Origin of the sequence: Neptuniibacter pectenicola (assembly GCF_001597735.1) — a bacterium.
Classification (GTDB): domain Bacteria; phylum Pseudomonadota; class Gammaproteobacteria; order Pseudomonadales; family Balneatricaceae; genus Neptuniibacter; species Neptuniibacter pectenicola.
Window position 1 is genome coordinate 170,807 of record NZ_LUTS01000002.1, and the last position, 22,059, is coordinate 192,865.

Consider the following 22,059-nt stretch of genomic DNA (forward strand, 5'->3'; position numbering starts at 1 on the left):
ATGTTGACTATTTTTAATTACCGTTTAATCACGGCGCTAGTATTAAGTACTGTCATTATCATGTCTGTTTTTGGGGCAGTCCGCTTCTATCTGTCAGAAAAGGCATTTGAAGCCAATCTTGATTCGTTAGTGTTTCAAACTTCAAATAGAATAACCTCCGCAGTAAAGCCTTCCATATGGTCAATTTATAGCAAATCGGTGGAGCGCTCTTTTTCTCAAGAGTTCGCCTCAGGTGTACTCGACTCTGAGTTGTTAGGGGAGTATGTGGTGGGTGTTGTTGTATATGGTCAGTTTGGTCATATCTATATGGGAAAGTGGAAAGATAGACAAGGGCAGGTTTTTTCATATGATGTGAAGCAACGGAAAAAATTGATTGAGTATGCGGATTTTCGCCGCACATTTCCCATTAGTTTTGACACGATGACCTTAGGAAAAGTTGAGCTTTTTATTGATACAACGGCGTTTAAACAACATCAAAAAGACACACTGATCGTTGAATTAATTCAGATCGGCATTGTATCTATTTTCTTTGTGTTTGTTCTTTTTTATATGATTAAACGTTCGCTTTTAAAACCGATGCGTAAACTAGAGTTGGCCCATAAAACATTTGCTAGCATGACTGAGGCGATTGTCTATACCGATCATAAAGGCGATATCTACGAATTTAATAACGCCTTTTTGAATATGCTCAAGCCCGGCGCTGTAGATGTGGTTGGGAAAAATATTCAGGCTTTTTTCCCCGAGGCGTTTAATACATTTGCCCCTGTTTTCGCAGAGGGCGCACATGAAGCTTGGCAGGGAGAGGCGAGTTTTTGTTCCTATGACTCGTGCGTCGTTCCTGTGTGGTTAACTGTCAGCGTGGTTGAAGAGGACGCGCAGAGTTTAGAAAATCCTGACGGTGCATCCGAGTTAGTGTTTGTGTTTCAGGATATTTCAGAACGTAAAAATGCAGAAGCAAAACTACAAAAGCTCGCATTCCATGATGTGCTAACAGGCCAGCCCAATCGGCAATATTTTGAAGAGGAGTTAGCGTTAAACCTGAATTTGGCACAACGGCAGGGACGTAAACTGTCTTTGATCTTTATTGACCTTGATAACTTTAAGCATATTAATGATGCGTTAGGTCATGCCGCGGGGGATGACGTACTGATTGAGGCCGCTAAACGGTTCCGGCTTAGATTACGCAGAGCTGATTTTTTAGCGAGAATCGGTGGTGATGAATTTACGGTGATTGTGAATGGCGTTACTGATTCAGAAGAATCTGCATTCATCGCGAAAGGGCTGATAGACGCGCTTAATGAGCCGATTGTTATTAATAGCACTGAATTTAAAGTGGGGGCCAGTATAGGGATTGCGAATTACCCTGATGATGCCGAGGATGAGCAAGAGCTGATTAAAAATGCCGACATAGCGATGTATAACGCTAAAGATTTAGGCAAAAATCAAATATCCTTTTTCTCTAATGAGTTGAATGAGAAAGTAGAGCACTATTTTGAATTAAAAAATCATCTTGATTTGGCAATTAAGCACGGTGAATTTAGATTATATTTTCAACCTAAAGTGGACCTGTTAGCGAACAAAATTTGCGCGGCAGAAGCCCTAATTCGTTGGATAAAAGCGGATGGCACGCTTGTTGCGCCGGACAACTTTATTCCTGTTGCTGAAGATACGAAGCAAATCATTCCTATAGGTCAGTGGGTTATTGAAACCGCAATCCAGCAACTAAAGGATTGGCAAGATACTGAGTTTAAAGACTTATCACTGTCTATCAACGTATCGGCTATTCAGTTATATGATGATAGCTTTTTACCTCATCTAAAAAGTAACTTAGTGTCTTCGGGCATTAATCCGGCGCAATTAGAAATAGAGATAACCGAAACGGCGGTTATCACGGACACAGAGACCGCCGTTAAAATCTTGTATGAATTAAAAAAACTGGATGTGATGCTGTCCTTAGATGACTTTGGTACGGGCTACTCCTCATTAAGCTACCTACGCTTATTGCCTGTCGATATCTTAAAAATTGATCGCTCCTTTATCGCAAGCGCAAAAGAGGGAAATGTTAGTAACAAAATTCTTGCATCGATTATCGCGTTAGCACGGGATTTAGCGATTGATGTTGTTGCTGAAGGTGTCGAAGATGAGACACATCTTAACTTGTTATTGGCGCACCAGTGTCAACTTGGACAAGGGTATTACTTTTCTAGACCGTTGCCGTTAGCGCAGTTTTCGGAACTCGCTTTGGACTTGTCCTTACATTAAACATTCCCTTTCTGTGTTAGTCGCCTATCTTTATGAGGTTCGGCTTTTTTCTCTCCAGACCGTTGAGCGTTTTGTTGTCATAAAGCTACTCTATTTTATCTATAGTTATTTATAAATAGTCGAAAATCACCTATTAGTTGATACTGGACCTAAGTACCAAATGGGGTTACACCACGTCTAAATACGTCATGCGGAGAGATAAGAAATGAAAACGGAGCGCTTAGAGTTTATTGGCCATGATGGGTCTACATTAGCGGCGAGGCTGGATTTGCCTGTCGGTAAACCTGCTGCATTCGCTTTATTTGCTCACTGTTTTACCTGCTCTAAAGATATACCTGCTGCTCGGCGTATTGCACAGCGTTTAGCCTCCTTAGGCATTGCTGTTTTAAGGTTTGATTTTACCGGATTGGGGCACTCTGGGGGGGAGTTTGCGAATACGGGATTTAGCTCAAATGTGGAAGATCTGCTGCAAGCGGTTAATTTCTTACGTGAACACTACGAGGCACCCCAGTTATTAATCGGTCACTCGTTAGGTGGGGCCGCAATGCTTGTTGCCGCTGGGCATGTCCCCGAAGCTAAAGCAGTCGTGACGATTGGCGCTCCGGCAGAACCCGATCATGTGTTACATAACTTTGGCCACCATATCAGTGATATCTGTTCTGAGGGACAGGCGGAAGTCAGTTTAGGTGGCCGAGTATTTACCATTAAGCGCTCTTTTGTCGATGATATATCGGGCACCTTGCTAGAGCAGGGGGTTAGCCATCTTAAAAAGGCATTGCTAGTTATGCATGCGCCGCTTGATGAAACCGTCAGCTTAGATAATGCGGCCCGCTTATTCAAAATGGCGAAGCACCCGAAAAGCTTTGTGACGTTAGATGATGCGGATCACCTACTGTCACGCGCAGAAGATGCAGAATATGCAGCAGAGTTAATCTCTGTTTGGGTGCAGCGTTATATCGATGTCACATTGCTACCAAAATTAATGAATGCACCGGAAGGGGTAACGCGGGTCAGCGAAGCGGACCCGAATAGCTTTACACAAGATATTAGTGTTGCGGGGCATCATCTTATAGCGGATGAGCCCGTCAGCTATGGCGGTAATTACCTTGGCCCCAGCCCTTATCAGCTGGTAGCTGCTGGGCTTGGCGCTTGTACATCGATGACGATTCGTATGTATGCACGAAAAAAGGAGATTCCTTTAGACCATGTTCAAGTGGACGTTAATCACAGCAAAGTGCATGCAGAAGATTGTTCAGGCTGTGAGCAGACGCGAGGTAAGGTCGATCAGTTTATGCGTGAGATCACGTTAACAGGGGACTTAACTGATGAGCAGCGTCAGCGCTTGTTAGAAATCGCTGATCGTTGCCCGGTACATCGGACATTAGAAGGTAAGATAAACATAGTGACGGTACTGGTTTGATAACGACACTACCGCATTAATCGACGATTTTAATGAAAAAGTAGATTTCTTGAGCTTTCAGGGAACCATCGGTAGAATTCCGAGTCCTTTTATAGGGCATAAAAAATAATTTTTTATGCCCTTTTGTTAGTTTTTGTCTGACGGGTGATTAATTTATGCAAGCTCAATTCCCTACCATTGAAGATTATATTGGGCAGACCCCCTTAGTACGTTTACAGCGTATAGGGCAGGGTAGAGGCAATGTAATTCTGTGTAAGCTGGAGGGGAATAACCCTGCAGGATCGGTTAAAGACCGTCCCGCATTAAGTATGATTCAGCACGCTGAAGCCCGTGGCCAAATTAAGCCAGGCGACACATTGATTGAAGCAACGTCGGGGAACACCGGCATTGCTTTAGCGATGGCAGCGGCGATCAAGGGTTATAAGATGAAATTGATTATGCCTGATAACTCCAGTGCCGAGCGTAAAGCGTCGATGACGGCCTACGGTGCTGAGTTAATTTCCGTCTCTAAAGAGCAGGGAATGGAAGGCGCCAGAGACCTGGCGTTAGCTATGCAGGCAAGGGGCGAAGGGATTGTGTTGGATCAGTTTTCTAATATGGATAACCCCGAGGCGCATTATCAAGGTACGGGCCCTGAAATTTGGCAGCAAACTGGGGGAAAGATAACGCATTTTGTCAGTGCGATGGGGACAACCGGCACGATCATGGGCACATCACGCTACTTAAAAGAGCAAAATGAGGCGGTTCAAGTGGTGGGTCTTCAGCCAAGTGAAGGTGCGCAAATCCCCGGTATTCGTCGTTGGCCCGAAGCTTATTTGCCTAAGATTTTTGATAAAAGCCGAGTCGATCTACTGTTGGATATTGGTCAAGATGAAGCGGAATCTACAATGCGAGCTCTGGCTCAGCAGGAGGGGATCTTTTGCGGTGTCTCTTCTGGAGGCTCGGTGGCAGGGGCGTTGCGCTTAGCCCAAGAGGTCGAGAACGCGGTGATCGTGTGTATTATTTGTGATCGGGGTGATCGTTACTTATCTACCGGTGTCTTTAGTTAACCGTTGATCCACCCTCGATGTTATTTAAAAGCCCTTTGGGGCTTTTTTTATGCGTATCGTTTTTATAGGTATAGATCATGCTTATTGTTTGTTTTGGGTGACAGGCGGGAAACAAATTCGCGCTTTGATTGCATAAAGAATAGAATGTCCCCCCAAAGGATAGGGGTTGAATAACAGGGAAGAGCCCATATTTTCTTGTCTAATAAAAATAATAAAAAAGTAGTGCGGCTTAAATTTTTGGGAGTAGAGGTTTTCATGGCGCAGGTTCATCATGGTTAAAGTTCGCCAAGATCAACCCATTAGAGATGATGGGTCAGTAGATGTAGAATTATGGTTAGAACGCCTTCAAGACTTAACTGACATTGATGATATTGATGCTGTTCGTCGTGCCTGTGATATGTCAAAACAGGCACAAAAAAATACTGATGAAGTAGAAGATATTTGGGCTGAAAATACGGAAGGTTGCTTCCGAACCGGTCTAGAAATGGCGCAAATTCTTGCCGACCTTCATCAAGATCAAGAGTCTATTATTGCTGCTATTCTTTATCGGGCCGTGCGCGAACGGAAGTTGCCGATGGAGCGTGTACGTAAGCAGTTTGGTAAGCCTATTGCCCAACTGATCATGGGTGTCCTTCAGATGGCGGCCATTGGTAGCCGTAAAAATCCGCGTATAGATGACAATGTATTGGGTAGTGATACGACCCAGATGGACAACCTGCGTAAAATGCTGGTGGCCATGATTGATGACGTGCGTGTTGCGTTGATCAAAATTGCTGAGCGTACCTGTGCCATTCGAGGGGTTAAAAATGGCTCTCGTCGTAAGCGTTATTTAGTTGCACGGGAAGTATTTGATATCTATGCCCCGCTCGCACATCGCTTGGGCATAGGTCATATTAAATGGGAACTGGAAGACCTTTCGTTCCGCTATCTAAAACCCAATGATTATAAACATATAGCGAACCTGCTGGATGAAAAAAGGCTGGATCGTCAAGATTATATTGATCAAATTGTGGTGCGTTTAGAGAGTGAGCTTGAAAACGCAAATATCGATGGTGAAGTAAACGGCCGCGCTAAGCATATTTACAGTATCTGGCGAAAGATGCAGCGTAAAAATATTGAGTTTAGCCAAGTTTATGACGTGCGTGCGGTACGTATTTTAGTGCCAGAAAGTCGTGACTGTTATGCGGCGCTTGGGATTGTACATAGTTTATGGCGCAATATTCCCCATGAATTTGATGATTATATCGCGTCTCCTAAACCTAATGGCTACCGTTCATTACATACGGCGGTGTTTGGTTTAGACGGAAAAGTATTAGAAATTCAGATCCGTACCTTTGATATGCATGAGGAGGCGGAGTTAGGCGTATGCGCCCACCACCTTTACAAAGGTACTGATACTAAATCTAACAGCGATGCGTACGAAGATAAGATTGCATGGTTGCGCCAGGTATTAGAGTGGCATGATGACCTTGGTGAAAGCGAAGGTTTTGGTGAAATGCTACGCGGCGATGTTGTGCAAGATCGCTTATATATCTTTACACCGGATGGTCATGTTATCGATATGCCTAAAGGGGCAACGCCAATCGATTTTGCTTACCGTGTGCATACCGAAATTGGTCACCGTTGCCGTGGTGCCAAAATTAATGGCCGTATAGTGCCATTGAATAGGCGTCTACATACCGGTGATCAAGTTGAAATTATGACTGGCAGTGAAGAGCGCCCCCGTCGTGATTGGCTTAATATGAACTTGGGCTTTGTCACTACACCGCGAGCGCGGGCTAAGGTTGCACACTGGTTTAAGTTTCAGGCGAAAGAGCAGAATGCCGACGCTGGCCGCGCCATGGTTATTAAAGAGTTCAAGCGTTTAGCGATCGATCTGGATGATTTGAACTTTGCTAAAATCTGCGACGATGTTAATTATAAAACGATCGAAGATATGTATGCCGCTTTAGGTGCAGGCGATCTTCGACTCTCTCAAATTATTAACTCGGCACAAAGTCAGATTCTTGCCGATGAAGCGGATGAGCAGCTTGATCTGGCCTTGCCGGTCTTACATGACGCGGAAATAAGGCCTGAAGGCTTAAAAGTACGCGGTGTGGGTAATTTGCTATCAACAATGGCGAGTTGCTGTAAACCTGTACTTGGCGATCAGATTGCCGGTTACATTACACAAGGCCGCGGAATCTCTGTACACCGAGAGGATTGCAGTAATTTTATCCAGTTGCAGGAAAAAGAGCCGGAACGCATTATTGAAGTAGATTGGGGCGAGTCAGGTGAAACCACTTACCCTGTGGATATCTTTATTGAAGCGTTTGACCGTCCGGGTCTTTTGCGTGATGTGATGCTGATTATGGCGGCCGAAAATGTCAACATAATTGCCGCGAATACGCTGTCGGATAAGCGGGAAAATATAGCCAGATTGACATTAACTGTCGAAATATCCAGCTTAGATCTGTTAGGGCGAGTTATGGATAAAGTTAACCAAGTCTCTAACGTGATGGAAGTTCATCGTCAGCGTAGCGGTGTTATTCGTTAACCCGCTTTACGCTGTCTGGATCAATAGGGCCGTTTTTCATGTCAAACACGTATACAATTGATGATCTGACTTACCTTATGTCTCGGTTACGGGACCCTAAGCATGGCTGCCCTTGGGACCTTAAACAGAGCTTTGCTTCGATTGTTCCCCATACGCTTGAAGAAGCCTATGAAGTCGCTGATGCGATTGAGCGTCAAGACTGGACACATCTAAACGATGAGCTAGGTGATCTACTGTTTCAAGTGATCTTTTATGCCCAATTAGGACACGAAACAGAACGGTTTGATTTCTCCACCATTGTGTCGAATCTGGTGACTAAGTTAGTCCGCCGCCACCCTCATGTTTTTCCTGATGGCACATTGCTCTCGCCTCCTGCTGAGCGGGCCTTGACGGACGATGAGATCAAGCAAAACTGGGAAACGATTAAACAGAAGGAACGTGACGGTAAAGAAGCGCGCGGTGAGAGTCGTGTGCTTGATGATATTCCTCAAGCGTTACCAGGGCTAACGCGCGCGGTTAAGTTGCAAAAACGTGCGTCTCAGGTTGGTTTTGATTGGAACGATGCAGAATTAGTGCTGGATAAAATTGAAGAAGAGCTGGCGGAGCTGCGTGAAGCGATTCAATCGGGTAATCAGGCCGCCGTGGCCGATGAGATGGGCGATGTTATTTTTGCTCAAGTGAATTTAGCCCGGCATCTAGGGGTTCATCCTGAAGAGGCGGTGCGGGGGACCAATCAAAAATTTGAACGTCGTTTTGGTTTTGTAGAGGACCAAGTACGCGCATCCGGTAAAGCGTGGTCTGACTTCTCCCTCGACCAACTGGATCAGTTTTGGGATCAAGCCAAAGCGCTGGGGTTATAAAACGCTTTTTATTTCACATGGCCCCAGTTACGGGGTTTCTGCGTAAAAGCGGTCACGCGTCTCGTTTACCGAAGCACTGCACCATGCACACCTCTACTCCTCTAAGGGGTGTGATCTTTACGCATTTCCTATTCATTTTCTATCTCCCTGTGTGGTATTCATTCTCACAACCTCGTGTTAAATAAGAGTAATCCCCTGAAAAGCCAGTATTTTTATTCTTTTTAATGGGGTAGCATCGAGTTAATCAGATGCTATTTTTCTGCGTCAGGAGGGGTATATGACCGATCTGCACGAAGCGTTACGTGATGATGTTCGAATGCTGGGTACGAGCTTAGGTGAGACGATAAAAGCTCATTTAGGTGAAGCGCTATTTGAAAAGATAGAAGCGGTACGCCAGCTCGCAAAAGAGGGGCGAAATACGGCGGAATCTGAGCACGAAGAGCTCTTGCGCGCCTTAAAAGACTTAAGTGAAGACGATGTTTTACCGCTGTCTCGGGCCTTTACACAGTTTTTGAACCTTGCCAATATCGCCGAAGAGCACCACCGGGTACGCCGTCACCTTGAAGTGACGGATGTCTGTACGCCGGATTCACTCTGTACCTTGTTCTCGCAATTACGTCAGAAAGGCTTTTCACCACAGCAGGTATCAGGCGCCTTCAGTAAAATGCAGATCGATCTCGTGTTGACGGCCCACCCGACAGAGGTTAATCGTCGAACCCTGATTCAAAAATACGATGATATCGCTGAGTGTCTACGCCGCTTAGATCGCGGAGACGAAGATGCTCAACATCGTCTCGATGAGCTTATACGCCAAATTTGGCATACCGATGAGATTCGAAAGCAGCGCCCCACACCGGTCGATGAGGCTAAGTGGGGGTTTGCGGTTATCGAAAACTCCCTTTGGACCGCCGTACCTAAATTTTTGCGGCGTCTTGATTCCCAGCTGCATGAAACATTAGGCGAAAGGCTTCCACTCAATTGTTCGCCTATACGTTTTGCGTCATGGATGGGGGGCGATCGCGATGGCAACCCGAATGTGACCGCTAAAGTTACAGAAGAGGTTCTACTGTTATCCCGTTGGATGGCGGCCGATCTCTACCTGAATGATATTGATGTTTTACGCGCTGAACTCTCTATGTACCGTGCCAATAAAGAGTTACGTGAGCGTGTTGGTGACTGCGCCGAGCCGTATCGTAAGCTTTTAGGTGAAGTACGTGAAAAACTCGCGGCCACTAAAAACTGGGTTGCCCGACAGCTCAATGGTAAAACAGACAAAGAAAGTGAAATTCTTGTTCATGAAGACGCCTTATTAGAACCGTTGATGCTCTGCTATCGGTCACTACAAGAGTGTGGCATGGGGGTCATCGCTGAGAGTGCGTTAGAGGATATTATTCGTCGTATCGCCTGCTTTGGTTTAACACTGGTTAAACTCGATATTCGCCAGAGCTCAGATCGTCATGCGCAAGTGTTTGAAGAGCTCTCTCAATTTTATGGTTTAGGGTCCTATAATGGCTGGAGTGAAGAGGGGCGTCAGAACTTTTTGTTAAAAGAGTTACAAAGTCGCCGCCCATTGCTCCCTAATGGCTGGACGCCGTCGCCAGAGGTGCAGGAAGTCATCGATACCTGCCGTGTGGTCGCGCAAGCCGAGCCGAATGCGCTGGGTTCTTATGTTATCTCTATGGCAAGTACACCTTCCGATGTGTTGGCAGTGATCTTACTGCTACGGGAGATGGGCATTAGCCACAATATGCGCGTTGTGCCGCTTTTTGAAACCTTAGATGATCTAGAAAGTGCGCGGGATTGTATTGATGCATTGCTAAAAGTGGATTGGTATAAGGCCTATACTGAAGGTCATCAAGAGGTGATGATCGGCTATTCTGATTCGTCGAAAGATGCAGGGCAACTCGCCGCAGCGTGGGGACAATTTAAGGCACAAGAAGCGTTAACTCAGCTATGCAAAGAGCATGATGTTCATCTGACCTTGTTCCACGGTCGAGGGGGCACCGTCGGGCGAGGCGGTGGTCCAAGCCATACGGCAATACTGGCACAACCGCCGGGTTCTGTTGATCACAGCTTGCGTTTAACTGAACAGGGCGAAATGATCCGCTTTAAATACGGCATGCCTGACCTTGCTGTTCGTAACTTAGAGTTATGCACAGGGGCGGTCCTAGAAGCGACGCTTACGCCTGCGCCGGGTCCTGAAGAATCGTGGCGGGTTCAGATGGAGAGTATGGCGAAAAAAGGGTTAACGGATTACCGTGCTATTGTGCGTGATGACCCTAGTTTTGTGCCTTATTTCCGCGCCGCAACCCCAGAGCAAGAACTGGCGAAGCTGCCATTAGGCTCAAGGCCGGCTAAACGTCGTCAAGATGGTGGAGTAGAAAGTTTACGTGCCATTCCCTGGATCTTTGCCTGGACCCAGATTCGTTTGATGTTACCGGCATGGCTAGGCAGTGATACCGCGTTAGGTGAGGCCTTAAACGGTAGTAGTGCCGGACTGGTCAAACAAATGTATCAACAGTGGCCGTTCTTTCGTTCAACCATCGATATGCTTGAAATGGTGCTGGCCAAGAGTGATACCAATATCACGGCCTATTATGATAAACGCTTAGTATCACAAGAGCTGTGCGCGCTGGGTTCTAGCCTACGTAGCCGCTTGTTGAATATCGTTATGTTGATTAACACCATTAAAGAGCAAGATTACCTATTACAGGGCAATCCGGTGATTAGACAATCCATTGATGTGCGTAACCCATACATCGATCCACTGCATTTTTTACAAGCGGAATTACTGAACCGTGACCGTAATGAACCGGATCAACGCCTTGAACAAGCGTTAATGGTTACCATGGCCGGTATTTCAGCGGGGATGCGTAACACGGGTTAATAAGGTAAAGTAGTCGGCCGCACGCATAGGGGTGCGGCCAAAATGCTGTTTATTTTTGCAACGATTGTTCGTTTTCCGGACTTTAGTTTAGGGTTGGTAGTGCTAATGTCGAATTGTTCGACATTTGAGGCGTGGTATTGTCCGTGGTCAGCGTTTTTTACAGCAACGAATTTTTTTGTTTTCGATAGCTTCTATTGGTCGGGAACATAACCATTTTTCTATTTTTTTAAACTTTTAAGTTAGGAGTTTCCTGTATGCGTATTATCCTTCTGGGCGCACCAGGCGCAGGTAAAGGTACTCAGGCACAGTACATCACAGAGAAATATGGCATTCCACAGATCTCTACAGGTGATATGTTGCGCGCTGCAGTAAAAGCGGGTACCCCACTGGGCGTGAAGGCCAAAGAAGTCATGGATGCAGGCCAGCTTGTATCTGATGATATTATCATCGGTCTGGTTAAAGAACGTATTGCTGAAGCCGATTGTGCAAAAGGTTTTTTGTTTGATGGTTTCCCACGTACGCTTCCTCAAGCCGATGCATTGAAAGATGCGGGCGTTAAGATTGATGCGGTTGTAGAGATCGACGTTGCTGACGAAGAGATCGTTAAACGTATGGCTGGCCGTCGCGTACATCCGGGTTCCGGTCGTACTTACCACGTCATCTTCAATCCACCAAAAGTGGAAGGTAAAGATGATGTGACAGGTGAAGACCTTGTTCAACGTGCTGATGATGCGGAAGATACTGTTCGTGATCGTCTAAACGTTTACCATGATCAAACTGCACCATTAATTAATTACTACAAAGGTTGGGGTGAAACGAATGCCGCAACAGCTCCTGCCTATGTTTATGTAGCGGGTGTTGGTTCTGTAGATGATATTCGTGACAAAGTATTTGAAGGCTTAGCCAGCGTCTAATCCTCGAATCTTTCGTTATTTAAAAACCGCACCTGAAAGGGGGCGGTTTTTTTATGCTCAAATGATCGTTTTAATAGGCTTTTGCGTATAGTTTGGGGATAATAATCGGCCAAAGTAGAAGGAATATCGTTGAATGAGTCAATCTGAAAAAACTGCAGTCGTTTTAGTTAACCTAGGCACACCGGATAAAGCGGAACCGGGTGCAGTGCGTCGCTACTTAAAAGAGTTTTTATCTGATTCACGGGTTGTTGAGGGTAAAGGGCTACGCCGTCTGCTTTGGCTAAGTGTCTTAAATGGCATTATTTTGAACCTCCGGCCGAAAAAGGTTGCTAAAGCTTACGCTAGTATTTGGGAAGATGACTCGCCCATGCGTAAAATCCTAGATAAACAGGTTGCTGAGCTACACCTCCTGCTGCAAAAACAGTATGGAGATAGCGCTCCCGATGTATTTGCAGCCATGACCTACGGCTTACCTAATCTAACAGCACGCTTAGGTAAACTCTCTGAGAGCGGTTATAAAAAAGTCCTTATCGTACCTATGTACCCGCAATACTCCGCGACAACGACAGCGCCTATCTATGACCAAGTGGCGAAGTATCAGTTAACGCAGCGCTGCGTGCTGGATATACGTATTGTTAATTCCTACTACAGCCATCCTGCTTATATCAGCGCATTGGCGAACCACATACAGCAGTTTAAAGAGCAAAACGGCGCCGCAGATAAGTTATTGCTCTCCTATCACGGTATTCCTAAGGAATATGCGGATAAAGGTGACCCGTACCCTGTACAGTGCCATGAAACCTCAAAACTACTTGCCGCTAAAATGGGGCTTGCCGATAATGAATGGATAACTACCTTTCAATCGCGCTTTGGCCCTGCTGAGTGGATGCAGCCCTATACCGATAAAACCCTTGAAGCACTGCCAGAAAAAGGGGTTAAAACACTGCATATTACCTGTCCTGCTTTTTCCGCAGACTGCCTAGAAACCCTAGAAGAGATTGCGATAGAAAACCGTGATGTGTTTCTCGAAGCGGGCGGCGAACAGTATGATTATATTCCTGCATTGAATGCGCAGGCCAGTTTTATAGACCTCTTGGCTGCCTTGGTAAAAGAACAAGCGGGCGATTGGGTAGGAGAGCGTTAAACATGCAGTATGAACACCTATTTGGTATCCACGCGATCAATACTGTTTTAAAACGCGATCCTAAACGTGTACACCGCATTCTGATCTTAAAAGGTCGTAATGACGAGCGGATGCACAGCCTATTTGAAACGGCCATGAGTCATAAGATTCAAGTTGAGCAAGTCAGCAAGCGTGAGCTGGAAGAGCTGGTTGAGGGAGGCGTACATCAAGGCGTTGTGGCTTTCTGTAAACCGATTCCAACCCGGACTGAAAAGTACCTTGAGCAACTACTCGATAATTTAGATGAGCCCGCATTTCTGTTAGTACTCGACGGCGTAACGGACCCGCATAACCTAGGCGCGTGCTTACGAACTGCCGATGCGGCGGGTGTTCACGCCGTGATTGCACCAAAAGATAAGTCAGCCCCCCTCAATGCAACCGCTTCAAAGGTCGCCTGTGGCGCTGCAGAAGTGGTTCCATACGTGCTGGTGACTAACCTAGCCAGAACGCTAAAAAGCCTACAGCAGCGTGGCATCTGGACAACCGGTACCGCAGGCGAAACTGATCTGGATGTTTACAAAGCCAACCTGACCGGGCCAATGGCACTGATTATGGGCGCAGAAGGACAAGGTATGCGCCGTTTAACCCGCGAACATTGCGATCAACTGGTTAAAATCCCGATGGCGGGCGAAGTGAGCAGTTTAAACGTATCTGTGGCGACAGGTATCTGCCTGTTTGAAGCGGTTAGGCAGAGACAAGGTTAGGCAATATTAACCGCATGATGGTTCATTGTGGCAGGCTGGCTTCGGCCAAAGGTTGGCCTCCTACTGTAGGCGCTCACTCCGTGAGCGAAATTGGGTTAAATAAGGCCAGAATAAGTTGTTTAAGATCATTTTTTCTACGGTGACTTTTCACAAGGATGTGAGTAATAGCAAGGAAAGAACGTTTGATACCTAAGGGTGTTCCTCTGCATAGTGCTCCCCCGTGGAGTAAAGGGTTAATGAGTAACTACATGGAAGCCGTCATTCAGGAAGAAAGTACAGGCTGTGGTATTGCAGCGAGTGCTGCTCTCGCGGGCATCAGTTATCTTGAGGCTAAGCGAATAGCAAACGCCTTAGGTATTTATGCCTCTGATAAGAGTCTTTGGTCAGAAACCGATCATGTTCTGAAACTTCTTCAAGCATTAGGTATCGCTGTGTCTTCCAAAGAAGTGCCTTTTGAATCATGGGAGCGTTTACCGGACAAGGCACTTATGGCAATCAAATGGCGAATGAAACAGAACAAGCCTTATTGGCATTGGGTGGTGTTTGTCCGAGAGGGTAGTGAGGCAAAAGTGTTGGATTCTAAAAAGGCACTGAAATCAAATGTCCGCCAAGACTTCGGGCGCATCACCCCCCGATGGTATATTCAGGTTTTCAATTAACAATGCGCTTAGTACTCAGCGTTAGACCATAAATAATACTATGTCGAACCACTACACTTTTACGTTGAATTTAAAACTTAAACGCAATTTAACGGCTACAGAAATTACCGTATTAGACTATATTCTTAATGGTAATGGCACCCCTCCGACCGATTTACCAAATCACGCCTTTTTTTCTAACGGTTTGCCTAAATATTTTTACTGGCAATCATACAAGGAGTTTCCAGTAGGAGGTTGGCGCTCTGAGTTCTGGCAATCGGTGTACTCCCCAGGTTGCGCTGCTGATGGTCAAATGAATTATGGTGTAAATTTATATCTGCCTAGCCATAAATTGGAAGGCGCACTTAGCGAACTTCCATTTGCTTGCTGGCTTGCAACAATTAGTTCTTCAATTGGCTATGTTGGAGCAATTACTTGTGAAGATGACGAAATTGGTATGCCGCTTCTACTTCTGTTTGTCAGTGATGGACAGTTAAAAATAAGTAGCTTACCTGACAACCTTGAACTGGAATCTGCTGAAGGAATATCTGGTTGATCGAACATCAATAGGGGTATGGCTGTTTAGAATAAAGGAGGCCAGCGTAGATTTATTGTTATTAACCCTCGTTTGGTGCTCTACAATTGATAATTGGGGTCAGAGTCGTTTTTTTGATTCCAATATTTAAAGTTAACGTTTTCACAAGGATGTGAGGATTGGTCATGGCAAGGAAGGCCCGTTTCTCTCCTGAGGGTGTACCTCAGCATGTTATTCAGCGTGGAAATAACCGCCAGATCTGTTTTGGATCAGAGGAAGACTTCAAGGCGTACCTTCATTGGTTGAAGCAATACAGCAAGAAGTATGGAGTATCAGTACATGCTTGGGTGCTAATGACCAATCATGTGCATCTACTCTGCACCCCGTGGTCAGTTGATGGGTTATCTAAGGTGATGCAGTCTCTAGGCAGGAGCTATGTCCGCTATTTCAATTACACCTATCAGCGAACAGGGACGTTATGGGAAGGTCGTTTCAAATCATGTCTGGTCAATGCACCAGAGTACCTGTTTCATCTGTAGCGTTACATCGAGTTGAATCCTGTACGCGCTATGATGGTGGATGATCCGGCAGACTACATATGGTCAAGCTATCAATGCAACGGATTGGGTAAGCAAAGTATTTTATTAAGCCCGCATGAGCTTTATCAACAATTAGGCCTTAACACTGCTGAGCGACTAGAGAGCTACAGAACATTGTTCAGCACTCATGTTGAAGATGAGTTACTGGATAATATAAGAAAGGCATCGAACAAAGGGTTGGTTTTGGGGAATGATCGTTTTGTGGATGAGATGGAGAATCTGAGCGGAAGGCGCTTAAAAGAAAGACATAGGGGAAGGCCTAAGAAAAATGTACTCTGACCCCAATTATTATAAGAAAAATGTACTCTGACCCCAATTATTACCAATTATTACCAATTATTACCAATTATTACCAATTATTACCAATTATTACCAATTATTACCAATTATTAAAATTTGAAATTGGGTGATCTTGGGCAGTCGGTGGTAGCAGGTGTTATTGGAGGGGCGGCTTCGGTTATTGGTGGCGGGAAGTTTGCGAATGGGGCTGTTAGGGCGGCTTTGGCTTATGCGGTTAATCAGAGCCTTTCTAATAAAGAAATAAGAAAGCAAGTTGCGTTACTAAAATCAACTACAGCTGAGCTTAGTAAAATGACGAAGGTGGCTCCAAATGAAATAAAAATTGTTACGGGGGCTTTGTCTGTAGCTATCAGATTGCATGCCACTAAGGGTTTGCTTGTTGCTAATATGACTCCTGAGGAAAGAGTCTTTATAGCACGTGCTTTTGGTCATGATAGTTTAATTTCTACGCTGGAAGCGGATATACCTGGAATGACAGGAACTGCAGTCGGTTTGCTGGGCTCTGAAATACGAAAGGACTATATATTTACACAATGGAAAGACATTTCCCAAGTTGGAATTGGTGCTACGAAAATGTTTGTTGAAAGGGTACTTGTAGGTATGGGGGTGTCCAACAACGCAGTTAACTTATACGGAGCAATCGATAATACGATAGGAGCTTCAGATCAATGAAACAGGTTTTGGCTTTATTTTTTTTTCTATACTGTACAGTCTCTGTGGCCGGAGGTATTAATTTATTTGGGAAGTTTGTGATATTTAGTGACGGGGAGTTTTATAACCCTTATGAGATGAATGAGAGTGAACGGGATACTTTGAGTATACGTATAGATAGGGCATGCCAAAGCCATTCATGCTCTGGTAATGTAATAATTTCTCCATTGGTAAACCCCAAACAGTTAAGTTCACAATATAACACCTTCGCTCCCTCTGAAGTTGTTCGAAGCAGTTGCGCTTCAAATTTTATTTTGAAAACTTACGGCAGCAGTATCCTCTCAGTTTATAAAGAGGAAGGGTATAATTATTTTATTACTTTCGCTGGAGCTGAAAAATCCTTCTATCGTTTTGAAAAAATGCTTTGTGAATGAGGAGAAGGGTGTAGTGGCTTAATGATTCTGTACACCTTGATGGGATAAAATACCTACCAACGAAAAAGGTACAGACTATGAAAAAACGCCCAACCTACTCACCTGAATTAAGAAATAAATGGGGACGTACCCCATTAAAAGTAAAGTAAATTGACAGCTAAAGAGAATAACAATTTCAGGGTGCCTGTCCCTTGATGCTGCCTCTATTGGTGTTTCTATACCTACAAATGTTTTAAAAAATAAAGGGTTATGGGGGGCGTCTGGTTCTATAAGTCGTAATCCAGGTGGTGAAATTTCAGCTGCCGCAGCTCGTAGAGGCTTAGGGGGAGGGGCATTTAAGGCAGAGTCTACAAAAATGGAGACAATTGTGATTAAGCTTGCCCCAGGTTGATATTAACTTTTTTAAAGGCTTCTATTGTGGAAATTATAATTGATTATTTTTTTAAGTTTAGTGTTGTGATTGTGATTTTTTCAACATTGTTTTATCTGTATTTTGGTAGGAAGTTAGCTATTAGCTTGAGCATTTTAGATCGTGATGCTTGGATTTCTCTTGGTAGACCGAAAGGTTTATATACATTTACATTTCATAATACTGAATTAATAGATTGTTTTTTAGATGAAGGTAAACATTTAACTAGTTACCCTAAAATAAGGGCTTTGGGAGAATTAGTATTAAGCTCTAGAAGGAGCTTTAACTTATCTAGCTGGTCCTGTATTGCCTGCTTTGTGCTGGAAATAATAGTAAATTAATAAGAATAAATGGGGACGAAATGAACCTGCTACAGTTTAACGGACACTTTTAATAAGGGACAATAGAGCCCTGAAGGAGTGTTCTTTATGACAAGTAAAAGGATAAGCAAGGAAAGGGATAAGCAGGGACATGCACCTTAAAGAAAGGCCCCTTCATTTCTTCGTTATCGGTTTTGCAGTTAGGCTTTGTTTTTGCTTCAAGTGGCTGATTGATGGTTTTAAGTGTTTATTGGGAGGTATTCGGTATTTTTGAGATAGCGGTATCTCTCAGCGATTGAGCTGATATTTTATCGGTTGTAGATAAGAATGGGTGAAGTTAGGCCGCTTGGTTATGCCTTCGCTTTCGAGCGAATTTTTTGTGATAAAGCCTTTCAAACTGAGTGGCGTTATTCAGCCATTCTTCTTGGTTTATTTCTAATCTTTCTAGTATAGGTGGTAAGTGTGCGGATATTGCACCGCGTTTGTCATCGCGTAGGATTCGACCTGTCATGTCGACTAAGGTTAGATAATCCTCTAGGCTGAATAGAATACCCTGCTGCTCTTCGTTTCGAATACTTCCTTCAAACTTCGCGAAAGGCTTCACCGGTAATTTAAAGTGCTGGAGTGCGAGTAGTGCTTTCTGAGACTCGATAGCGGATGTTAAATCGAATTGTGGTTTTATGCGCTCTTTGATACTTGTGTGATCGGACTCTTCAGGCGTTGCGGCCATTCCTGCTCTTACAGGATTTAAATCCACATAGGCCATGCAAGACAGTAATGCTTCTTCGGTTAGTAGGGCTTGCGATTTATAACGTGATTCCCAGAAGTGGCCGGTGCACTTGTCTTCTTGATTTGCTTGGCGAGCAATGGGTTCATTTAGACATTTCATAAACCAACTAAGGCTAGCTAAGCGTTCTCGGTAGACTTCTATCATATCACTCACTGTATCGAGCTGAGCTTTGCTGAGAGACTCACCTGCTTGCCATTGCTGAATCAGTAAGGGGCCTTTGAATAAACTTAGCCAGCGTTCGATAACTTCAGTATTTGACCAGCTTTGTGCTTGAGCAGGACAGAGTTTAATCACGATGTGAAGATGGTTTGACATCACAGCATAGGCGCAGATATCAATGGAGAAGAGTGAAGATAGAATGCGTATTCGGTCTTCGATCCATTGGCGTCTATGTTCGTAGTCTTTGCCTGTTGAGTGATCCAAGCCACATAAAAACGAGCGGCGAACACATCGAGAAACAATATGGTAATAGGGCGTATCTTGGACGGATACAAGTTCTTTTCTGGGGCGAGTCATCGGTAAATCCTTTTATCGATGCGATGAATAATGCTTGGTTTTGATCTTAGGAGTGAGTAAGGGTATTGTCAATTTAAGGGTGTCTGTCCCTTGCTGCTGATATGGGCGATAGGTGTGCTGATATCGCACCGCGTTTGTCATCGCGCAGAATTTAAGGGTGCCTGTCCCCTTGCTGCCCTTGCTGCAATGTACCATGAGGGTGAATGGATACCGTATACCTCTTCTCACGTAGATGTTACTGATTTGGTCCCAGCTAAGAAATTAGCTCAAGTATTAAAAGTGATTTCTTTCACAGTAGATGAGTCTAGATCGGTTGAGTATGGGAATAGACAAACATACAAGATATATGACTTTGAAGGTGTGTATGATCTAGTTAATGGGGAAGTTAAAAATCTTATGCTTTATTCCAAAGGGGTAGATACGGGTAAGACCGTTGATTTAAACTTGAACACGAAAACTAGGAAAGAGGTTCAAACAAGATCTTGTCTGTTAGGAGGTCTTGTATGCCCTTGATCAAGGTCTATGCATTATTGTGTATCATTCTCATCACTGGATGTGATCAGGAAAATAATTCTAATAGATTAAGTGATAGGGGTATTAGTTATTCTGGGCAATTCAAGCTAGATAGTATGATCCGTGAGTTAGAAAAAAGAGGTGTTAAATATAGTATTGATGATCGAGGTGTCATACGGTATCCGCTTGAGCAATTAGCAGAAGTTCTAGGAGCGGAGAGGGTAATTGATTATGGGTTAATGGAAAACCCAGATCATTTAGAAGAATTAGTGATCTTAAATGATATACATTTAAGCTTATACGAAAAATACTTATCAAAAGAAAGTATACCGTATATGTTATCGTATGATTTTGGAGAAAGGCGCCTCCTATGGAGGCAATACTATGGTTTAAGAGTTGATGTTGTAAGGCAAAAAGTAGAGCTTGAATATAGAGAACTTGAGAGTAGATAAGAAAACTCTACAATCACCGGATCAGGCCTTGTATTGTGAGCTAATGGATTCAGGCTCGATTGAATTCATTGGTCGACTAAAACCAATGGGGTCAGACTCGATTGAATCTGGCCGTGTGGCATGGCTAGCCAGAATAAATAGGAAGATACTCATTAAAATTGAGGCCAGAGTTTTCACTGGCCTTTTTGTTTTAAGCGTTATACTGCTATTTACTTTACCTATAGCGCAGCATTTATGAAGACCGAACAGATTCCTCCGTATCAAGTCTCAATTTATGAAACCGGTCAAATGAATAATATTATTCAAGCTTGGCGAATAAGCAGGCAGAATAAGCAGGGACATGCACTCTTAAAGAAAGCCTCCTTCATTTCTTAGTTACAGGTTTTGCAGTTAGGCTTTTTTTTTACTTCAAGTGGCTGATTGATGGTTTTAAGTGTTTATTGGGAGGTATTCGGTGTTTTTGAGTTAGCCGTATATCTCTTAATTCTGCTGTCCGTTTCATTGTTGTAACCTCCGAGTACATTTACCCCAATTTACACAGAAGTCATGTGAAAAGGGTTTATTCTGTTAAAATGGGTAATGATCTTTCATGTAAGCGATCAAACTACGCCCATTTCTTTGTAGTGGTTTGATTTGTAATACTTATCTCTTTTTAGCGGTCTTTCCGCGTGACTACTTTTTTGTACGTTAATATCGACGTGCATCATTTTTTGAAGGCGGTGAGGTTGGGTTTTACTACCCAGCTCATCGCTTTTGTTGTTAATGAGTACACCTATGTTTACCGATATCGCATTGCATCCTGAACTTGAGAGTAATTTGAAAGCGGCAGGTTATTTGGAAGCCACTGAAGTCCAGACACGCGCTGTTCCTTTATTATTGGAAGGGATGGATTTACTGGTCAGTGCACCAACCGGCAGTGGTAAAACGGCGGCGTTTTTGATTCCGTTAATTCAAAGCATGATTGGGCAACAGTCGCCGACTAAACAGCCACGTGCGTTAGTTTTAGTGCCAGTACGTGAGCTAGCGGATCAGATACTCCAGCAGTTTAGTAAATTAGCGCAGAATACAGAGCTTTCTGCGGTTTCTGTGGTTGGGGGGGAGGACTTTAAAGTACAAGAAAAACGTTTAGCGTCAGCGGATTTAGTGATCGCAACCCCTGGTCGTTTACTGCCGCATATCGAAAACCAATCTATTGAGTTTGATAGCTTAGATTTTCTTGTGTTGGATGAAGCGGACCGTATGTTGGAAACCGGGTTTAAGGAGAGTTTGCAGCAGATTCTGTCCGTTTGCCCTGATGCTCGCCAAACCTTGTTGATCTCAGCTACGCTGCCAAGCACGGTACGTTCGCTTGCGGGGGATATCTTAGATGAACCTGAGTGGGTACAAGTCGGTCAAAAGCGCGAAGCGGCTGAAGGCATTAGGCAATATATTATGTTGTCTGATGATGTGGGGCATAAAGATAAGCAGCTATGCGCCATGCTAAAAAATGAGGAATACACTAAAGCGATTGTGTTTTGTAATAGTAAAACCCAAGCACGTCGTTTAGATGGTTTTCTTCGTTACCATAAATTAAAAGCGGCGCTTTTACATGGTGATGTACAGCAAAAGGGGCGCTTTGCCACCATTGAGGGGTTTCGTAAAGGCACAACAACCGTACTGGTAACAACCGATCTTGCATCCCGTGGGTTAGATGTTGAGGATGTTGATCTGGTGATTAACTTTGAGATGCCGCGTAAAGGCGATGTTTATCTACATCGTATTGGCCGAACGGGGCGCGCAGGTGCTGAGGGTGAGGCGGTGTCGTTAGTCGATGCGACTGAGTGGAATCTGATGTCCTCTATCGAGCGTTATCTAAAAACCCGTTTTAGACGTAAATTGATAGAAGGGTTAGTGGGTAATTATAAAGGCCCGAAAAAACTCAAAGCCTCAGGTAAAGCTGCCAGCAGTAAGAAAAAGAAGAAAGACACGGGTGCGAAAAAGAAAGCACCGCGTAAGGCTAAGCGTTAAGTTGATTGCCGCCTAGCAGCAAATGAGTGGGATAAAATAGGACGACGTTATTATGCATAATAGCGTCGCCCATAGCCGTG

General features: G+C 44.3%; 19 protein-coding genes. 18 read left to right on the top strand and 1 reads right to left on the bottom strand.

Annotated features, from left to right (window positions below; all coding sequences use genetic code 11):
* The 16 genes from A3773_RS03360 (at window position 1) to A3773_RS03435 (ending at window position 17,722) form a co-directional block, all read left to right on the top strand.
* Window positions 1–2,262, top strand: coding sequence for a putative bifunctional diguanylate cyclase/phosphodiesterase (locus A3773_RS03360; protein ID WP_067983088.1), 2,262 nt, complete (start codon window positions 1–3; stop codon window positions 2,260–2,262).
* Window positions 2,263–2,467: 205 nt separating this feature from the next.
* A complete protein-coding gene (locus tag A3773_RS03365; RefSeq protein WP_067983089.1) occupies window positions 2,468–3,682 on the top strand; it encodes a bifunctional alpha/beta hydrolase/OsmC family protein in 1,215 nt (404 codons plus the stop codon).
* A gap of 155 nt (window positions 3,683–3,837) precedes the next feature.
* Complete coding sequence (gene cysM / locus A3773_RS03370; RefSeq protein ID WP_067983090.1) at window positions 3,838–4,731, top strand: cysteine synthase CysM; 894 nt, start codon at window positions 3,838–3,840, stop codon at window positions 4,729–4,731.
* A 271-nt stretch (window positions 4,732–5,002) separates the two neighbouring features.
* Window positions 5,003–7,267, top strand: coding sequence for a GTP diphosphokinase (gene relA / locus A3773_RS03380; protein WP_067983093.1), 2,265 nt, complete (start codon window positions 5,003–5,005; stop codon window positions 7,265–7,267).
* A 38-nt stretch (window positions 7,268–7,305) separates the two neighbouring features.
* Window positions 7,306–8,127 carry a nucleoside triphosphate pyrophosphohydrolase gene (gene mazG / locus A3773_RS03385; protein ID WP_067983094.1) on the top strand — a complete coding sequence of 274 codons (822 nt, stop codon included), beginning with the start codon at window positions 7,306–7,308 and terminating at the stop codon, window positions 8,125–8,127.
* Window positions 8,128–8,404: 277 nt separating this feature from the next.
* Window positions 8,405–11,014: a phosphoenolpyruvate carboxylase gene (ppc, locus tag A3773_RS03390; protein WP_067983096.1), complete on the top strand. Its 2,610-nt coding sequence runs from the start codon at window positions 8,405–8,407 to the stop codon at window positions 11,012–11,014.
* 254 nt (window positions 11,015–11,268) lie between these two features.
* Window positions 11,269–11,928 (top strand): adenylate kinase, encoded by a 660-nt coding sequence (gene adk, locus A3773_RS03395; protein WP_067983098.1) that lies wholly within the window; start codon window positions 11,269–11,271, stop codon window positions 11,926–11,928.
* Window positions 11,929–12,061: 133 nt separating this feature from the next.
* Entirely contained in the window at window positions 12,062–13,072 is a 1,011-nt protein-coding gene (hemH, locus tag A3773_RS03400) for a ferrochelatase (protein WP_067983100.1), read from the top strand.
* Between the two features lie 2 nt (window positions 13,073–13,074).
* On the top strand, window positions 13,075–13,815 hold the full coding sequence (gene rlmB, locus A3773_RS03405) for a 23S rRNA (guanosine(2251)-2'-O)-methyltransferase RlmB (protein WP_067983102.1): 741 nt from the start codon (window positions 13,075–13,077) through the stop codon (window positions 13,813–13,815).
* A 236-nt stretch (window positions 13,816–14,051) separates the two neighbouring features.
* On the top strand, window positions 14,052–14,474 hold the full coding sequence (locus A3773_RS03410) for a hypothetical protein (RefSeq protein ID WP_231902133.1): 423 nt from the start codon (window positions 14,052–14,054) through the stop codon (window positions 14,472–14,474).
* A 40-nt stretch (window positions 14,475–14,514) separates the two neighbouring features.
* The gene (locus tag A3773_RS03415) at window positions 14,515–15,009 is read left to right on the top strand and encodes a hypothetical protein (RefSeq protein ID WP_067983106.1); all 495 of its coding nucleotides are present in this window, start codon (window positions 14,515–14,517) and stop codon (window positions 15,007–15,009) included.
* A 164-nt stretch (window positions 15,010–15,173) separates the two neighbouring features.
* Window positions 15,174–15,527: a transposase gene (locus A3773_RS18310; RefSeq protein ID WP_231902134.1), complete on the top strand. Its 354-nt coding sequence runs from the start codon at window positions 15,174–15,176 to the stop codon at window positions 15,525–15,527.
* Window positions 15,528–15,539: 12 nt separating this feature from the next.
* Window positions 15,540–15,866: a hypothetical protein gene (locus A3773_RS18315; RefSeq protein ID WP_231902135.1), complete on the top strand. Its 327-nt coding sequence runs from the start codon at window positions 15,540–15,542 to the stop codon at window positions 15,864–15,866.
* A gap of 144 nt (window positions 15,867–16,010) precedes the next feature.
* Entirely contained in the window at window positions 16,011–16,559 is a 549-nt protein-coding gene (locus tag A3773_RS03425) for a hypothetical protein (protein ID WP_067983112.1), read from the top strand.
* Window positions 16,556–16,972, top strand: coding sequence for a hypothetical protein (locus tag A3773_RS03430; RefSeq protein ID WP_067983113.1), 417 nt, complete (start codon window positions 16,556–16,558; stop codon window positions 16,970–16,972). The genes A3773_RS03425 and A3773_RS03430 overlap by 4 nt, the downstream gene beginning before the upstream one ends.
* A 417-nt stretch (window positions 16,973–17,389) precedes the next feature.
* A complete protein-coding gene (locus tag A3773_RS03435) occupies window positions 17,390–17,722 on the top strand; it encodes a hypothetical protein (protein WP_067983114.1) in 333 nt (110 codons plus the stop codon).
* A gap of 316 nt (window positions 17,723–18,038) precedes the next feature.
* On the opposite strand, the gene A3773_RS03440 is transcribed toward A3773_RS03435, so the two are convergent.
* Entirely contained in the window at window positions 18,039–19,007 is a 969-nt protein-coding gene (locus tag A3773_RS03440; RefSeq protein ID WP_067983117.1) for a transposase, read from the bottom strand.
* Window positions 19,008–19,510: 503 nt separating this feature from the next.
* Between A3773_RS03440 and A3773_RS03450 the strand changes: the two genes are divergently transcribed.
* Together A3773_RS03450 and A3773_RS03460 are read left to right on the top strand one after the other, a co-directional pair.
* Window positions 19,511–19,972, top strand: coding sequence for a hypothetical protein (locus A3773_RS03450; RefSeq protein WP_067983125.1), 462 nt, complete (start codon window positions 19,511–19,513; stop codon window positions 19,970–19,972).
* Window positions 19,973–20,746: 774 nt separating this feature from the next.
* Complete coding sequence (locus A3773_RS03460; protein ID WP_067983129.1) at window positions 20,747–21,979, top strand: DEAD/DEAH box helicase; 1,233 nt, start codon at window positions 20,747–20,749, stop codon at window positions 21,977–21,979.
* Window positions 21,980–22,059 lie beyond the last annotated feature (80 nt).

Excerpts from the sequence above, each read along its gene's own strand:
- A3773_RS03360 (WP_067983088.1), top strand. The coding sequence starts at position 1 with ATGTTGACTATTTTTAATTACCGTTTAATCACGGCGCTAGTATTAAGT.
- A3773_RS03365 (WP_067983089.1), top strand. The coding sequence starts at position 2,468 with ATGAAAACGGAGCGCTTAGAGTTTATTGGCCATGATGGGTCTACATTA.
- cysM (WP_067983090.1), top strand. The coding sequence starts at position 3,838 with ATGCAAGCTCAATTCCCTACCATTGAAGATTATATTGGGCAGACCCCC.
- relA (WP_067983093.1), top strand. The coding sequence starts at position 5,003 with ATGGTTAAAGTTCGCCAAGATCAACCCATTAGAGATGATGGGTCAGTA.
- mazG (WP_067983094.1), top strand. The coding sequence starts at position 7,306 with ATGTCAAACACGTATACAATTGATGATCTGACTTACCTTATGTCTCGG.
- ppc (WP_067983096.1), top strand. The coding sequence starts at position 8,405 with ATGACCGATCTGCACGAAGCGTTACGTGATGATGTTCGAATGCTGGGT.
- adk (WP_067983098.1), top strand. The coding sequence starts at position 11,269 with ATGCGTATTATCCTTCTGGGCGCACCAGGCGCAGGTAAAGGTACTCAG.
- hemH (WP_067983100.1), top strand. The coding sequence starts at position 12,062 with ATGAGTCAATCTGAAAAAACTGCAGTCGTTTTAGTTAACCTAGGCACA.
- rlmB (WP_067983102.1), top strand. The coding sequence starts at position 13,075 with ATGCAGTATGAACACCTATTTGGTATCCACGCGATCAATACTGTTTTA.
- A3773_RS03410 (WP_231902133.1), top strand. The coding sequence starts at position 14,052 with ATGAGTAACTACATGGAAGCCGTCATTCAGGAAGAAAGTACAGGCTGT.
- A3773_RS03415 (WP_067983106.1), top strand. The coding sequence starts at position 14,515 with ATGTCGAACCACTACACTTTTACGTTGAATTTAAAACTTAAACGCAAT.
- A3773_RS18310 (WP_231902134.1), top strand. The coding sequence starts at position 15,174 with ATGGCAAGGAAGGCCCGTTTCTCTCCTGAGGGTGTACCTCAGCATGTT.
- A3773_RS03430 (WP_067983113.1), top strand. The coding sequence starts at position 16,556 with ATGAAACAGGTTTTGGCTTTATTTTTTTTTCTATACTGTACAGTCTCT.
- A3773_RS03440 (WP_067983117.1), bottom strand. The coding sequence starts at position 19,007 with ATGACTCGCCCCAGAAAAGAACTTGTATCCGTCCAAGATACGCCCTAT.
- A3773_RS03450 (WP_067983125.1), top strand. The coding sequence starts at position 19,511 with ATGCCCTTGATCAAGGTCTATGCATTATTGTGTATCATTCTCATCACT.
- A3773_RS03460 (WP_067983129.1), top strand. The coding sequence starts at position 20,747 with ATGTTTACCGATATCGCATTGCATCCTGAACTTGAGAGTAATTTGAAA.